Below are 15,324 nucleotides of genomic sequence, written 5' to 3'. Positions count from 1 at the left end.
CAGCTTTTTTCAGGTACGACTCTATATATCATCTTACCAAAAAATAAAATAAAAGTCTAGTATTATTTTCATTTTTTTATATACTGAATTCATACATCAAATAACCGTTCAGACAGGTCACTGAACTGTTAAAATCCATACGGAAAGGAAGGAGAACCCCAATGAGTCAGACAGACAGGATACAGGGTATTTCCCGTCAGGCCGAAGAGGCCTTTCTGGAACGAACCCTTGCCATTATCCGCGACAACCTGGAAAACTACGGTGAACAGGTACGGAAGATGAGAGGAGAAATCGATGAGATGCTGGACCATTTTCATGACGATAATCCGGAGCTGATTAATCTGCTGGAGAACAGCATCACGCTCCATGAGCATCTGAAGCGGGTGGTGGAACGGAATGAAAAGGCACAGAACAAACCTTATTTCGGGCGAATTGATTTCCATGATGAAACTCTGCATAAGGAAGAAACCCTTTATATCGGCAAGGGCGGCATATCCATAGACACCACACATCAGGCGGTGGTGGACTGGCGGGCACCTGTGGCAAATGCCTACTATGAAAACGGATTGGGCCGATGCAGCTATACCGCACCGGGCGGCAGCCAGATGCCCATTGATCTGAAGCGAAAGCGGACCTATGAAATCGAAAAGGGAAAGCTTCTGGATTACTTTGACAGTGAAGTGGTGGCAAATGACGAGCTTCTGACCAAGTACCTGGCAAAGAACAAGCAGGCTGTATTGAATGAGATTGTTGCCACCATCCAGAAGGAACAGAATGAAATCATCCGCAAATCACCTTACCACAATATCATTGTTCAGGGCGTGGCCGGTTCCGGCAAGACCACCGTTGCCATGCATCGAATCTCCTTTATCCTCTACAATTATCCGGAGCGCTTTAAACCGGATGACTTTTACATCGTGGGCAGCAACCGGATTCTGCTGAATTATATTACCGGAGTCCTTCCCGATCTGGATGTGTACGGTGTGCGGCAGATGACCATGGAGCAGCTTTTTGTCCGCCTCCTGTACGAGGACTGGGATGAGCGGAGATACCGCATCAAAAAGAGCACACAGAACAGCAATCAGGGCAGTATCAGAGGGACTTCCGGCTGGTTTGAAGCTCTGAAAGACTATTGTGATGCTCTGGAATGGCACAGCATCCTGAAGGAATCTGTTTATCTCAATCCCAGACAGTTTGTGGAAGGTCTCAGAGACGGAAAAGCCGGTGTCTATGACGAAACAGACGGAAAAGAAACGGATCCCGGGAATCTTGTACTTCTTGTAGATGGGAAAGCGGTGGAACGCTATATTCAGCAGAATCCGAAGATATCCATGCAGAATAAGATCAATATGCTCAACGAACGTCTGATTATCAAGATAAAGGAAGAATTTCTCGGCAAGGGTGTCAAATACACAGAATCGGAAAAAAAGGCTATTCTGAGAGCATATCGCGGCAGGTATGGCGGCAGAGAGTGGAAGGGTTCCATATACGAACTGTATCGCAGCTTTCTGAGACAGCAGAGTGAGAAGGGAATGCAGACAGATATTCCGGACAATGCCTTTGATGTATATGATTTGGCTGCACTGGCCTATATTTACAAAAGAATCAAGGAGACGGAAGTCATCAGCGAAGCACATCATATTGTCATTGACGAGGCGCAGGATTTCGGAATGATGGCTTACCGGGTTCTGCATTTCTGCATTGAGGCATGTACTTACACTGTTATGGGAGACGTCTCCCAGAATATCCATTTCGGCTTTGGCCTCAACGACTGGGAGGAGCTGCGGCGTCTTCTCCTTCCCGACAAAATGGACAGTTTTGGAATATTAAAGAAAAGCTACCGCAACACCGTTGAAATTTCGGATTTTGCCATCAATATTCTGCACCACGGACAGTTTTCAAGCTATCCTGTGGAGCCCATTATCCGCCATGGAGATCCTGTTCGGATTCTGCGCGCCGGAGAAGGGGGACTCTTTAAAACAGCGGCGGACATTTGCCGCAGCTGGAAAGAAAAAGGGTTCGACACCATAGCGGTTGTCTGCCGCAGTCAGTCCGGTGCGGACAAGGCCGCAGAAGCAATGGGAAAATACATTGAAATCATGGAAAATGATCTGGAGACAGCCGTATTCGGAAGCGGTGTCATGGTCCTGACGGTGGAGTATACAAAAGGACTGGAATTTGATGCCGTGCTCATTCTGGATCCCACGAGAGAAGATTATCCAGTGGATGACGGCCACGCAAAGCTGCTTTATGTGGCGGCAACCCGCGCGCTTCATGAGCTGTGTATTCTTCACCAGGAGGAGCTGACCGGTCTGATTACCGATCCGATTCCGGAGAAAAGATCGCTTCAGCCATTGGCAGATATCCGGCCGGCTCAGCCGCATACCGGTCCTGGGAAAACGCAGTCTGCATCGGCCGCCGGCGGGAAAGCGGAAAAACGGGAAAAGAGAAGCTTGCTGCCACAGAAGCCAAAGCTTTCGGGCAGCACAGAGAAAACCGGTCCTTCGCTTACCGGATTATACAGCGGCAGGCCGGCTCCCGCCGCCAAAACCGCAGAGAAAGGTGAAACAAAGCAGCTTTCCCGGCAGCGCTCCGCTGAGAAGGAACGAAAAAGCGGTCCGACTTTTGGAGAGATTCCTCCCACGGAAAAGCTTCGTCCCCAGGGGCATTCCAGAATTGACCTTGCAGTCCGCTGGATAGCAAAACAATCGGACGGACTTTATCTGCAGAGCAGATACGGCACACTGCGCCTTTCTCCTGTGGGAAGTGCCATCGTACGTGTAACCTTTGCCAAAAACGGGCAGCCCGCCGGAGAAGTGCATCCCCTGGTTGCAGTGGATCGGACGGAAAAATTCTGGATGTACAGGGATGTAGGAAGCATTGTGGAGCTAACCACGGACGAACTTCTCCTGCGCGTGGACAAAGCCACAGGATCCATCTGTTATCTGACCAGAGACAGAAAGCTTTTACTCGCGGAACGCGGCAGAGAATGCCGCCAGCTGGAAAGTGCCGCCGCCGGGAAAATGAAGGCTTGGCAGTTCCTGGAACTGGCTAAAAAAGAACAGCTTTATGGCTTCTGTACGGAAGGGGAAGCGGGAATCAGCCTGCGGGATACGGCCCGATACCTTTCCCGGGAAAAGTGTCTTCCCTTCCTGCTGTCCGACAAAGGCTACGGCATTCTCATAGCTGCAGACGGTCCCATATTCAGCTGTGATATTCCGGCATACGGTTCCTATTTCCATATGGAAAGTACCGGACAGCTGGATTATTACTTCATTGCAGGGAAAAAACAGGATACCATCCTCAATGCCTGTGCGTATCTGTGCGGAAAGCTCTGATCTCAGCGTGAAGTGGAGATGGTTTCCACCCAGGCCTCTATAGCATCTTCATAATCGGCCGAAATCGCCTGGAATATTTTTTCCGAGGTGATTCCGGCCACACTCATGTGATTGGCATCCATCACAATCACCGCCGCCGCCAGAAACAGGGCAATCAGGAATCGCAGCTTCAGGAAGGTAAAGCTTTCCTCTCCAGGCTGCAGCGGCTCATTATAAGGGTCGCCCCAGGCGGAAGAGTAGCCCTGCTTTTCCGGAAGAATGCTGCTCCTGCCGTATAGCAGCCTCTCTCTGTTAGACATATCGTACTGATCTTCATGATATCTGGAACGCACCTGCTGCACAAGCTGCAGCTTCTGTTCTGTGGTCACATTACTCATTCTGTAATTCCTCAAAGTCTTTTTCGGAAGCTTATTTAAAAATATGGCATTTGTGACCATATTATGATAAAATAAAGAGTATGGGGAAGAAATATCCTGAGAAAATCGGCTCCGTAGGAGACTATTTACGAGAAAGAGAGAGGTAATTCTATATGGAAGGCAATGGAAAGCAATTTGGGGAAAAACTTTTTTCCAACATCGCAAAGGTGATCGTGGGAAAGGAGCAGACTGTCCGACTTCTGCTGACGGCACTGCTGGCTGACGGTCATGTTCTGCTGGAGGACGTACCGGGAACAGGGAAGACAAAGCTGGCGAAGACACTGGCCAAAAGCGTCAGTGCCGATTTCGCCAGAATTCAGTTTACACCGGATCTGCTCCCCAGCGACATCACAGGGTTAAATGTGTATGACAGACAGAAGAACGAATTTGTGCTGCGCCGGGGACCTGTATTTACCAATATTCTTCTGGCCGATGAGATTAACAGAGCCACACCCAGAACACAGGCCGGTCTGCTGGAATGTATGGAGGAGCGCCAGGTGACCATTGACGGCGAAAGCTACACGCCGGGGAACCCGTTTTTTGTAATCGCCACCCAGAATCCGGTGGAAACCACAGGAACTTTTCCTCTGCCGGAAGCGCAGATGGATCGTTTCATGATGCGCCTGTCCATGGGACTGCCGGCCAGAGAAGAAGAACTGGCCATTCTTGAGAAATATATGGAGAAAGAGCCTCTTGCGGAGCTGGAAAGTGTGCTGACGCTGGAGGCGCTCGCCCAGGCAAAGGAGGAAATAAACCGCGTCTTTGTACATAAATGTGTGCGTGAGTATATGGTGGATATTGTGGAAGCTACCAGGAACGGAGAGGAGATCGTTCTGGGCGTGAGCCCCAGAGGCAACCTGGCATTGCTTCGCTGTGCAAAAGCATATGCCTGGCTGGAGGGCAGAGATTTCTGCATCCCGGATGATATCAAGGCTCTGGCGGTGCCTGTGCTGGCACATCGTATTGTATTGGGTTACGGCTCAGGCGGCATGGACGGAACCGTAAAATTCATTGAGAAAATTATTGCATCCACTCCCGTGCCCACTGAGGAATTTGAGAGATGACCAGAATAATCGGAATCGGCATAATCGGATTTCTGCTCCTGATACTCCAGAAATATTTCTATGAAAAATTCTGGCAGAGGCATTTGAATGTGCGAATTCATTTTGGAGCAGATCATATTTTTGAAGGAGAGCAGGGAGAGCTGAAGGAAGTCATAGAAAACAGAAAAAGGCTACCGCTTTCCATGCTGAAGGTAAAGTTCAAGACTGACAGGCACCTGTTGTTCGGCAATGAAAAAGGCTCCCGGACCACGGACCAGTATTACCGAAATGATGTGTTTCGAATCGGGGGCGGGGAGAGAGTGACCCGCACCCTGAAATTCAAAGGCGGAAGGCGGGGGTATTATACCATAGATGAAATCAGTCTGGTGGCCTCCGACCTGTTTCTGCTGAATCAGATGGTTGCGGAGCAGCCTGTGCGGACGGAGCTGTATGTGTATCCCCGGCCTTTTGACAGCAGCAGGCTGCGTCAGTCTCTGATTCAGCTGAACGGAGAGGTTCTCTCCAGGCGTCACTTGTTGGAAGATCCCTTTGAATACCGCGGAATCCGGGAATATCAGCCCTATGACGATATGCGCAGTATTAACTGGAAGGCGACGGCCAAAACCGGAGATTTTAAGGTCAATCAGAGGAATTATACATCTCTGAAAAGTGTGCGCATTTTTTTCAATATTCAGGATGATCACATTCTGAAAAGGGAATCTTCCGTGGAGTTATCCCTGCGGGTTGTGGCTTCCCTCTGTCAGCTTTTCCTGCGTCAGGGCATACAGGTTTCCTGTCATGGAAACGGTGTGGATATTGTGACACACAGTCCCCTCTCTGTGAAGGCAAAGGCGGGAGAGGGACAGATGGATACCATCTACCGTGCTCTTGCCAGAATTGACGTGGGACATCCCACAGTAAATTTTACTGAATATTTCGAAGAGATTCTGTTCCAAAAGGCACAGGGAACCTTTACCTATTTCGTTGCTCCCAATCAATATGACGATTTTGTGGAGCTTCTGACCAGATATCAGGATAAGGGCAATCCGTTTGTGTGGTTTTATCCTGTGGCAGATGAAAGTAAGCCGGAGGTGCCTGCGGCGCTGGAAAGCTGTGTGGAGGTGCTTTATGAACATTAAAAAAATCCGCCTTTTTAATGAGCTGCTGACAGAACAGATGAATCACTGGATGCTGTATCCACTGATGCTGATGGTTATGGGGATATCCAGGAAAATGCAGGGAGAAGGAGAGCCCAACCTGTTGGTCTGGCTTCTCTGCGGTCTTATTCCGCCGGTGTTCCTGCTGCTTCGATGCAGTGTAAAGCATCTCATCCTTTTTGTACTTCTGCATCTGGCTGTGGTGAGCGCCATAATCGCCCTTGTCCTGATGCCGCAGATGCTGTTGATTGAAAGAATTGTCTGTATCGTCTGTGCCCTGGGATATGCACTGTACTCTCTGGTCCAGCGACTGAAGAATAATACTCTGTATACCGGCGCCATACAGCTGCCCTTTGCAGTGGCAATTTCCGCGTTTTCCGCGCTGCTGCAGCATTATCAGGGGACAGAGGGCTGGGAGCATTATTATCTTTTTTCATTGATCGCAGAAATCGCGCTGTATTTTATTATCTATTACATAGAGCATTACCTGGATTTCCTTGCCATGAACAACAGCAGCGCCGGTTTTCTGCCGGCCAGGGAAATGTTTCATTCCGGTATGGGGCTGGTATTGCTGTATACCACACTGGGGACGGTGCTGTTGCTTCTGGGTTCCCAGTTTGAATGGGTATCCGGAATCCTGCAGCCCATAAAGGTGCTTTTGCTGCGTTTGCTGCGCTTTCTGTTTTCTCTGGGAGGAAGCGAAGAACAGCAGACGGAAATACCTGTGGAAGAGCCTGTAAATACCGGCATGGGAGCCATGCCGCTTCCCGGGGGAGGAGAATCACACTGGATTTGGAAGGTGCTGGAATTTATCGTGATAGCCGCTTTCTTTTTGGGCTCCCTGTGTGTTGTCATATTTCTCATCCGAAAATTTATTCAGGTAATTCGAAAATATATGCATCTTCAGTTTTCCGAGCGCACTTCACAGTCAGAAGAGGATGCCTTTGACTTCAGAGAAAAATGTGAATTGGAGAAGTCCGCTGACAAAGAGAGAAAAAGTCTCTTCAGTGTGCTTTCTCCAAAGGAGAGAATCCGAAAGCTCTACAAGAAGAAAGTTCTGCAGTCAGCGGCGGGAAAAGCGGAAGAGGATCGAAGCCGGCTGGGACTGTATACAGCGAAAGAATGGGAAGAAAAGCTGGAGACAGAAGGTATGGCTGAAATTTACCAGCTGGCCCGCTACTCCGGACGTGAGATGACAGGCGCAGAGGTAAAGAAAATGAAAGAGGCCTGCAGACAGTCAAATACCCTGCTGTAAGCAACGGGGCATCAAATTTGTAGCGCTGCAGAGCAGAAAGCGTCCAAAGGACACTTTGGTATTTGACCCTCGCGGCAGTCGCCAAATGTGCATGCAAGCATGCCCGCTTGGCTCGTTGCTCGCGGGAATAAAGAGAGAATACTGGGAGAATATCTGTATGTATGAGAGAAAACTGGCATTAAACCACGATATCCTGATGCGTGTCGAGAAACCGGCCCGTTATATCGGCGGGGAAGTAAATGCTGTCATGAAAGACCTTTCCGGGGTAAGCATCCGTTTTGCATTCTGCTTTCCGGATGTATATGAAATCGGTATGTCACATCTGGGAATGCAGATTCTTTATGAAATGTTTAATTCCATGGAGGATGTATGGTGTGAGCGAGTCTTTTCCCCATGGACAGATCTGGATGCCATCATGCGCAGAGAGCATATCCCTTTATTTGCACTGGAATCGCAGGACCCGGTAAAATCATTTGATTTTCTGGGCATTACCATTCAGTATGAAATGTGCTATACGAACATTCTGCAGGTCCTGGATCTGGCACAGATTCCCCTTCATGCCCGGGAGAGAGGGGAAGACTGCCCCATTGTAATCGGCGGCGGTCCCTGCACCTACAATCCGGAACCTCTGGCTGATTTCTTCGACTTATTTTATATCGGAGAGGGCGAGACAAGATATCATGACCTGTTTACGCTTTATCAGGAATGCCGTGGAAATCATCTGGGCAGAACAGAATTCCTGCGCCGTGCCGCCAGACTTCCCGGGATTTATGCCCCGCAGTTCTATGATGTCACTTATCATGAGGATGGCACTATAGAACGCTTTTTCCCGGTGGAAGAGGGAATACCGCCCGTGATTCAGAAAGAGCTGGTAACGGATATGGCGGAAGCCTGCTATCCCACAAAGCCTGTTGTCCCCTTCATCAAAGTAACCCAGGACAGAGCTACTCTGGAAATTCAGCGGGGCTGTATTCGAGGCTGTCGCTTCTGCCAGGCCGGCCAGCTGTATCGCCCGGTCAGAGAACGGCCGGTGGAATTACTGAAAAAATATGCCATGGAAATCCTGAAGAATACCGGACATGAAGAAATTTCTCTAAGCTCTTTAAGTTCCAGTGATTATTCTGCTCTGCCGGAACTGGTAGATTTCCTCCTGGAAGAGTGCAGCAGGAGACATATCAATATATCTCTGCCCTCCCTGCGGATTGATGCCTTTTCCCTGGATGTCATGAGCAAAGTGCAGGATGTGAAGAAATCCAGCCTGACTTTTGCTCCCGAGGCAGGAAGTCAAAGGCTGCGGAATGTGATTAACAAGGGTCTGACGGAAGAGTCGATTTTAAAGGGAGCGGCACTTGCCTTCGAGGGTGGCTGGACCAGAGTAAAGCTTTATTTCATGCTGGGGCTTCCCACAGAGACACCGGAAGATATCAGGGAAATAGCCGTCCTTTCCAATAAAATAGCCGCCCTTTATTTTGACATGATTCCCAAAGAAAAACGCGGCGGAAACCGGGTGCAGATTGTGGCGAGTACGTCTTTTTTCGTACCAAAGCCCTTCACGCCCTTCCAGTGGTCCCCACAGTGTACCAGAGAAGAATTTCTGGATAAAGCCTATCTGACACGTACAGCCGTCTCAGAGCAGCTGAATCAGAAAAGTATCAAATATAACTGGCATGAGGCCGACGCCAGCGTTATGGAAGGTGTTCTGGCCAGAGGAGACAGAAGGCTCTGTCAGGTTATTCGAAAAGTATATGAAAAAGGTTCCTTCTATGATGCCTGGGGAGAGTACTACCACAATGACAGATGGCTGGAAGCCATGGAAGAGTGCGGCTTATCCGTTGCCTTTTACACCCACAGACAACGGCCGCTGGATGAAATCCTGCCCTGGGATTTCATCGACTGCGGCGTCACAAAGGCATTTCTTATACGGGAGTGGGAGAAGGCACAGCGGGAAGAAGTCTCTGAGAACTGCAGTCAGAAATGTCAGGGCTGCGGTGCGGCGCGCTTTGACTGCGGCATCTGTTTTTCATGACAGTCCTGTGAGACATCTTTGAGATAAGAAAAAGAGGCTTCCGGATACCCGGGCCTCTTTTTCTGTACCATTCTTTATTGACCGCAGATTCAGACAAAAGGTCTGAACTGCTGTTCCTGTTGAAGTCATGTATGGATTAATTGGCTGCCTTCACAGAAGTGATATGAGGGTTAACGCCGTTGTACCAGTACAGGAAACCTTCCATGTCAATCTTATCGCCTACCTTTAAGCCTTTTACAGCGGCATAGACATCGGTTGTGCTGTCACAGAGATAAGATTCCACGGTGAAGGTATAGGTTGCACCGTTAACAGATACATTGAAATACAAATCATCGCCATCCTGGCCGGAACCATCCCAGTTGTACAGGAAAGCCGCTTCATTTCCGGCTTCATCCTTTATGATATTTCCCTCCGGATCCTTTGCCGCCTCTACGGTCATTCCCTTAAAGGAAACGAACTTGTTCTGATGATTTACCAGATCATCCTGTCCAAGAAGAGCAGTGACATCTTCCGCCTCGGCTATGTAGCTTCCCTCGCCGATCTCAAAAGCGGCATCAATGATCTCAAACTCGCCGGACCATTCTGCTTTGAAACCGGTTACTTTGATTTTGGTTCCGGGAACCAGCTTTGCGTAATCCTCCTCGGAACAGGCCATTTCATACAGGAAGTACCCGCCGTCCTTATCCTGGGCATAGACAGTACAGCATCCCTGTCCGTCCTTCTCCCACCAGGACTGCTTTGCCTGCACATAAGCTTCGATTACCACCTCTGTATCCAGGGCGGCAGCCGCATACTCTTCATACGTCATTACCCCCTCGGATTTTACGTCTTCTCCGGCGTCAGATGCTTCAGAAGAAGACTCCTGTGCCTCAGCAGTACTTTCGGTACTGCTTTCTGTCGATGCGTCAGATGCATCACTGCTTTCCACGCTCGTACCTGAACTGTCACTGGAACCGGATGCCTGCCCGTCATCGTTGCCGCAGCCAACACAGCCGAACACAAGGGCCAGTGACAAAAACAGCGCTGTCATTTTTTTCATTTTTCATTTTCCTCCTCTTGAGACTGCCTCAGGGGCAGCGTTTCGTCCTCATCATACATTTTCCGAAACTTCTCCGATACTAAGAAAGCGGATCTGTCTGAAAATCTATCTGAAAACGTTGAAAATAATTATACACGATATCTGCAATAAAACAATAGTATTAATTACTCATTTGTCCATAAAATTTATGCCTTATTTTTATTTTTTGCACATATTTCATGCTCTTCAGGAAGATTTTTTCGTGGATTCTTCCTTTTTCCGTTTCAGGATTCGGGCGATGACATAAAGCAGAATCAGAACCCAGGTTCCTCCGATTGCCGCCAGAAGCAGGACTGAAGTTCCGGGAAGCGCCCCCAGGTCGCTTTTCCCACTGATAACAGAAGCGCTGCTTTCTCCGAGCTGATCCAGGCGATATCGGGAAGTGATATCACTGTAAAGTGTATCAAAATAAGCCTCGTCAATCACCTGTCCCCGACGGACAGATTTCACAGTCTGTTCGATGAGCATCCCGGCGGCATCCCGCAGGGATGCCGAACCATTGAACACCGGCGTGACGAAAGTATGGCCGGTATTGTCCAGCAATAATTCCGCCGCCCTGATTTTAACGTCATAATGCTCGGTGTTGTCCCTGCCGCAGTCGGAGAGATAAGCCTGATATTCCGCAGTGTTCTGGGCCTTTGAAGTCACCGGCACATAGCCTTCCGTCTTCGAGTATGCTATCTGAACCTTATCGCTGAGAAGATACTGGACGAAGAGCCAGGAGGCCAGTACTTCCTGAGAATCTTCTTTGTTGAAGATACAGACAGATGGCCCCTGAGAAATCATCTGCGGGTGCTCCGGGGCAAACTGGGGTATCATCATGACCTCTGTCTCAAATTCCACCAGCTGATCTGCACTGATATCCAGAAGCGGAGCATTTGTTCCCATCCAGGTGGCGCCTGCCGTGGAATCCACGGCAAAAATACACTGGCCTGCATTCAGGAAGTTGGCCGGATAGCTGGAAACCTTGAACGTAGAGAAAGCACCGCTTTTCACATGTTCCGCTATGGTACGCAGCAAATCTTCAGTGGTGTCATGAAAAAGCAGGATTTCTCCTTCCGCAGTGGAATAATCGGCATTTTTCTGTCTGAGCATCTGAATCATCATATTGTCTGTGGACTTATAGATAAAGGGAATCATCACCTTCTGGCCGTTTATGATATAATTTTCCTCCGCATCCTTCACCATGGCTGCCTCCGCCACCTCCCAGACAAAGTCCCAGGTGAGAACCTCAGGCAGTCTGTAGCCCAGTGCTTCCACATATGTTTTATTGATATAACAGGCTTCTGTAGAACGCATATAGGGAACGGCATAATAATGTCCCGCAATAGAACATTCCTCCAGAAACTGGGGGATAATCTCATCTGCAGCAGGAGCGTCAAAGGTAACTTCGCTTCCTCCCAGGCCGTATTTTTCATGATAAAACAAGTCGTCCAGCGGAACCACAAGATTGAATCCTGTCAGATAGGTGGCAATGTGGTCCGGATAGGTAATGCAGACATTGGGGGTTGTACCGGTGGCAATGTTTGTAATGACATCGTTATAAATTTTCCCATAGTCCGTATACAGGCGCAGATTCACCCTGATATTGGGATACAGCTCCTGAAAATCGGCAATAGCCTGTTCATATATGGTGGTCTGGGTCTTATTGGTGTCATTTTTGGCCCAGAAAGTAATTTCATGCTGCGCCGAAGTATCAAAGGCTGCAGGGATGGTAAAGGGTTCCAGCCCCTGCCGGGAGCCATGGCATCCGGTGAGCATCCATACAGATCCCAACATGAACGACAGCAGAAGAGTATTTTTCAATAATTTTTTCTTCTTCCATACCTGTCTCATCCTTTCATTCCTCCTCTCGACACGCCGGCCATTATCTTTTTGCGGAATATCAGAAACAGTATAATCAGCGGTGTGGAAATCACCACCACCGCAGCCATCATCGCCGGTATATTTTCCCGTCCGAATCCGTTCTCCCGAATCTCCTGAATGCCGTTGGAGACCAGGTAATAGTCCTCATTGTCCGTTATCAGACGGGGCCACACATAGGAGTTCCAGCATTCGATTACCTTCAGAATCGTTATGGTAATCAGTGTGGGCTTTGATATGGGAACCATGACTTTCAGAAGATATTTCAGATCGGAAGTACCGTCAACCTTAGCCGCATAATATAGACTGTCCGGTATCTGCTCAAAGTTCTCCTTCAGCAGATAAATATAGAAGACGGAGGTCACAGAGGGCAGTATCAACCCGGAAAAGGTGTTGCGCATGTTTAATTCGGTAACGGTCACAAAATTGGTGATTATCACCAGCTCACTGGGAATCATCATCAGAGAAAGAAACAGAACGAATACGATATTCCGGCCTCTGAATTCCAGCCTTGCAAAGGCAAAGGCGGCAAGGGTGATGACAATCAGCATCAGCGCTGTGGTTATCACAGTGAAAAGTGCAGTATTCATGAGATATCTGCCCAGGGGTACCGTGTGGAAAGCGTCCGCATAATTCTGTACGGTGGGAGACAGGGTAAAAAATTTCGGAATATATTCCGAATTGTATGCACCGTAGCTTTTTACGGAAGTGAGCACCATCCAGTAAAAAGGAAACAGTACCACTATGGCCCACAGGCCTAAAAACAGACAGGTAATCGTGCTGACAATTCGTTTGCGGACTGCCGCATTTTTTTCGATTCTGCCGTAATCAATTTTATTTTCCATGAGAATATGCCTTTCTGTAAACGGTTCAGGAATGCACTTTTTTCCTGCTGACCAGTAAGTTGATACAGGTAATCGTGAGGATGATGGTAAACAGAAGAATTGCCGCCGCGGAAGCATAGGAAGGATAACCGCCGCTGTCCCCGTACAGCATATCATATACATATCCAACGATTGTGTTCATTCCGGCCGCATTTAAATCTGTGCCGAAGAGGGCAACCGCGTCACTGTAAGCTTTGAATGCACCGATGAACCCGGTGATAATCAGATAAAATACCATGGGTGATATCATCGGAAGCGTAATTCTCAAAAAGGTTCTGAGCCTTGAGGTACCGTCCACTCTGGCTGCGTTGTAATATTCCTGATTGACAGAGGACAGCGCACCGGTCAGAATAAGTATTTTAAAGGGCATAACCACCCAGATGGTATAAAAGCAGAGGACAAACATTTTCGCCCAGTACGGACCGTCAATAAAATCTACAGAATCACCTCCAAACCAGGTAATCAGCAGATTAATCAGACCGTCGGAGTATGCGGTCTTTTTGAACAGAATCATAAATACCAGACCAATGGCGAGTGTGTTGGTCACATAAGGAAGAAAATAAACCGTCTGCAGGAAATTCCGAAACGGCGTGATGGAATGCAGACCCACGGAAATCAGCAGTGCAATTCCTGTAGACAGCGGCACGGTAATCATCACCAGAAGGAAAGTGTTTTTAACCGCCTGCAGAAAATAAGGATCATGCAGCACATAAGAATAATTATAGAATCCCGTACCAAAATAAGTCTGGGATGCGGAATTATATCCCTCTTCAAAGGAATAGATAAAAACGTCTGCCAATGGATATATCATAAAAACGCTCAGAAACAACAATGCGGGAAGAAGATACAGCCAGGCCTTCAGGCTGCCGAGCTTTTTCCGGATGGTTGTCCCTGCTGCTGAACTCTTTCTGTCTCTTTTCATTGCACGCCTCCCCCTGAAACCGCAAAACCAATCCGTTCTTCCGTATCCCGGCGAAAGACAAAGACTTTCCGGGGAATCAGGTCAAAGCGGACAACATGGCTCTCAAAATCAGGCTGGTTCTCCGTACTGATAATCGATCGAATCTGAGGATTCAGAGAAAATTTATTTCTGGAAACAACGCTGATATCGCGGCCCATTACCTCCACACCGCTTAATTCACAGCTCAGAACACCGTTCTCACGCAGCCGAAAGCCCTCCGGTCTGACGGCGACACAGACCTCTTCCGGCATTGGATCCGCAAAAACTTCCAGGCCTTCCAGAACTGCCTCCGCACCTATGTACAGTCTGCCGTCCCGGATTTTCCCGTCAAATACATTGACAGGAGGGGTACCCAGAAATCTGGCCACAAAAAGATTAGCCGGATTGTCATAGACTTCCTGAGGTCTGCCAATCTGCTGGACGATTCCCTCCTTCATGACAACGATCATATCTGAAATGCTCATTGCCTCTTCCTGGTCATGAGTCACGAAGATTGTGGTGATACCGGTCTCCCTCTGAATTCTTCTGATTTCCTCCCTTGTCTGAAGACGCAGACGGGCGTCCAGATTGGAGAGCGGCTCATCAAGAAGAAGTACCTTCGGCCTTTTTACCAGCGCCCTTGCAATGGCCACGCGCTGCTGCTGACCTCCGGAGAGTTCTCCCGGCTTGCGGTCCAGAAGTTCTTCAATCTGTACCAGGCCTGCAGCTTCTCTTGCTTTTTCCGCCATTTCAGCTTTGGTAAGCCTGTCTCTGCCCTTCAGATTCTGCAGAGGAAACAGAATGTTCTGCATCACGGTCAGATGAGGATAAAGCGCGTAATTCTGAAATACCAGACCAATCCCCCTGTGCTCCGGCGGCAGGTCGGTGACATCATCCTCCCCGAAGAAGATTCTTCCGGCAGTGGGCTTCACCAGACCGCTGATCAGATTCAGAGTGGTGCTTTTCCCGCATCCGGACGGTCCCAGCAGTCCGATCAGCTTGCCGTCCGGAATTCTGAAGCTGAAATCGCTGACAGCAATTATGTCTTTCTTTTTCCTTCTGTCACGGCCCGGGAACTTTTTCGTCAGATTCTGTAATATAACTTCCATAATTTCCCTTCCTCCTGATTCTGTCTGACCGTTCTGTGGTTTTCTTTCTCTGCAGGCTGGCCAAACTGCTATCATTATACAGAAAAATGGCAGAAATGTCCAGTGTCTGCCGGGGTACTTTGTCGCCCGCAGGCCTCCTGAACTGTTACTGTTTACGGCAAGGCCGTGAACAGTAACGCCGGATCAACGCACAGTTTCATGTAAGTATGTTTCGG

11 protein-coding genes are annotated in these 15,324 nt (G+C 48.7%); 5 read left to right on the top strand and 6 right to left on the bottom strand.

Features of this window, described 5'->3' with window-relative positions; genetic code table 11:
• Nucleotides 1-161: 161 nt before the first annotated feature.
• The gene (locus NSB25_RS21190; protein WP_103241532.1) at nucleotides 162-3,338 is read left to right on the top strand and encodes an ATP-binding domain-containing protein; all 3,177 of its coding nucleotides are present in this window, start codon (nucleotides 162-164) and stop codon (nucleotides 3,336-3,338) included.
• Nucleotides 3,339-3,340: 2 nt separating this feature from the next.
• Here NSB25_RS21190 and NSB25_RS21185 read toward each other — a convergent pair whose 3' ends face one another.
• Nucleotides 3,341-3,715, bottom strand: a complete 375-nt coding sequence (locus NSB25_RS21185) for a hypothetical protein (protein ID WP_146040149.1) — start codon at nucleotides 3,713-3,715, stop codon at nucleotides 3,341-3,343.
• Between the two features lie 152 nt (nucleotides 3,716-3,867).
• Here NSB25_RS21185 and NSB25_RS21180 point away from each other — a divergent pair, with 152 nt between their 5' ends.
• The 4 genes from NSB25_RS21180 to NSB25_RS21165 all read left to right on the top strand — a co-directional run bounded on the left by NSB25_RS21180 (nucleotide 3,868) and on the right by NSB25_RS21165 (nucleotide 9,235).
• Nucleotides 3,868-4,818 (top strand): AAA family ATPase, encoded by a 951-nt coding sequence (locus tag NSB25_RS21180; protein WP_103241534.1) that lies wholly within the window; start codon nucleotides 3,868-3,870, stop codon nucleotides 4,816-4,818.
• Nucleotides 4,815-5,936, top strand: coding sequence for a DUF58 domain-containing protein (locus NSB25_RS21175; RefSeq protein WP_103241535.1), 1,122 nt, complete (start codon nucleotides 4,815-4,817; stop codon nucleotides 5,934-5,936). The genes NSB25_RS21180 and NSB25_RS21175 overlap by 4 nt, the downstream gene beginning before the upstream one ends.
• A complete protein-coding gene (locus NSB25_RS21170) occupies nucleotides 5,926-7,209 on the top strand; it encodes a hypothetical protein (RefSeq protein ID WP_103241536.1) in 1,284 nt (427 codons plus the stop codon). The genes NSB25_RS21175 and NSB25_RS21170 overlap by 11 nt, the downstream gene beginning before the upstream one ends.
• Nucleotides 7,210-7,366: 157 nt before the next feature.
• The gene (locus NSB25_RS21165; RefSeq protein WP_103241537.1) at nucleotides 7,367-9,235 is read left to right on the top strand and encodes a TIGR03960 family B12-binding radical SAM protein; all 1,869 of its coding nucleotides are present in this window, start codon (nucleotides 7,367-7,369) and stop codon (nucleotides 9,233-9,235) included.
• A gap of 136 nt (nucleotides 9,236-9,371) precedes the next feature.
• Here NSB25_RS21165 and NSB25_RS21160 read toward each other — a convergent pair whose 3' ends face one another.
• The 5 genes from NSB25_RS21160 to NSB25_RS21140 all read right to left on the bottom strand — a co-directional run bounded on the left by NSB25_RS21160 (nucleotide 9,372) and on the right by NSB25_RS21140 (nucleotide 15,109).
• Nucleotides 9,372-10,274 carry a hypothetical protein gene (locus NSB25_RS21160; protein ID WP_103241538.1) on the bottom strand — a complete coding sequence of 301 codons (903 nt, stop codon included), beginning with the start codon at nucleotides 10,272-10,274 and terminating at the stop codon, nucleotides 9,372-9,374.
• 225 nt (nucleotides 10,275-10,499) lie between these two features.
• Nucleotides 10,500-12,149 carry an ABC transporter substrate-binding protein gene (locus NSB25_RS21155; RefSeq protein ID WP_103241539.1) on the bottom strand — a complete coding sequence of 550 codons (1,650 nt, stop codon included), beginning with the start codon at nucleotides 12,147-12,149 and terminating at the stop codon, nucleotides 10,500-10,502.
• The gene (locus NSB25_RS21150; protein WP_103241540.1) at nucleotides 12,146-13,021 is read right to left on the bottom strand and encodes a carbohydrate ABC transporter permease; all 876 of its coding nucleotides are present in this window, start codon (nucleotides 13,019-13,021) and stop codon (nucleotides 12,146-12,148) included. Before NSB25_RS21150 ends, NSB25_RS21155 begins: the two co-directional genes overlap by 4 nt.
• 25 nt (nucleotides 13,022-13,046) lie before the next feature.
• On the bottom strand, nucleotides 13,047-13,982 hold the full coding sequence (locus NSB25_RS21145; protein ID WP_103241541.1) for a carbohydrate ABC transporter permease: 936 nt from the start codon (nucleotides 13,980-13,982) through the stop codon (nucleotides 13,047-13,049).
• Nucleotides 13,979-15,109, bottom strand: a complete 1,131-nt coding sequence (locus NSB25_RS21140) for an ABC transporter ATP-binding protein (protein ID WP_103241542.1) — start codon at nucleotides 15,107-15,109, stop codon at nucleotides 13,979-13,981. The genes NSB25_RS21145 and NSB25_RS21140 overlap by 4 nt, the downstream gene beginning before the upstream one ends.
• Between the last annotated feature and the right edge of the window lie 215 nt (nucleotides 15,110-15,324).

The sequence above is a fragment of the Acetatifactor muris genome (assembly GCF_024623325.1).
Classification (GTDB): Bacteria; Bacillota; Clostridia; order Lachnospirales; family Lachnospiraceae; genus Acetatifactor; species Acetatifactor muris.
Note: the sequence above shows the minus strand (reverse complement) of the source record. Positions and strands in the feature narration are given on the sequence as shown.

Excerpts from the sequence above, each read along its gene's own strand:
- NSB25_RS21190 (WP_103241532.1), top strand. The coding sequence starts at position 162 with ATGAGTCAGACAGACAGGATACAGGGTATTTCCCGTCAGGCCGAAGAG.
- NSB25_RS21185 (WP_146040149.1), bottom strand. The coding sequence starts at position 3,715 with ATGAGTAATGTGACCACAGAACAGAAGCTGCAGCTTGTGCAGCAGGTG.
- NSB25_RS21180 (WP_103241534.1), top strand. The coding sequence starts at position 3,868 with ATGGAAGGCAATGGAAAGCAATTTGGGGAAAAACTTTTTTCCAACATC.
- NSB25_RS21175 (WP_103241535.1), top strand. The coding sequence starts at position 4,815 with ATGACCAGAATAATCGGAATCGGCATAATCGGATTTCTGCTCCTGATA.
- NSB25_RS21170 (WP_103241536.1), top strand. The coding sequence starts at position 5,926 with ATGAACATTAAAAAAATCCGCCTTTTTAATGAGCTGCTGACAGAACAG.
- NSB25_RS21165 (WP_103241537.1), top strand. The coding sequence starts at position 7,367 with ATGTATGAGAGAAAACTGGCATTAAACCACGATATCCTGATGCGTGTC.
- NSB25_RS21160 (WP_103241538.1), bottom strand. The coding sequence starts at position 10,274 with ATGAAAAAAATGACAGCGCTGTTTTTGTCACTGGCCCTTGTGTTCGGC.
- NSB25_RS21155 (WP_103241539.1), bottom strand. The coding sequence starts at position 12,149 with ATGAGACAGGTATGGAAGAAGAAAAAATTATTGAAAAATACTCTTCTG.
- NSB25_RS21150 (WP_103241540.1), bottom strand. The coding sequence starts at position 13,021 with ATGGAAAATAAAATTGATTACGGCAGAATCGAAAAAAATGCGGCAGTC.
- NSB25_RS21145 (WP_103241541.1), bottom strand. The coding sequence starts at position 13,982 with ATGAAAAGAGACAGAAAGAGTTCAGCAGCAGGGACAACCATCCGGAAA.
- NSB25_RS21140 (WP_103241542.1), bottom strand. The coding sequence starts at position 15,109 with ATGGAAGTTATATTACAGAATCTGACGAAAAAGTTCCCGGGCCGTGAC.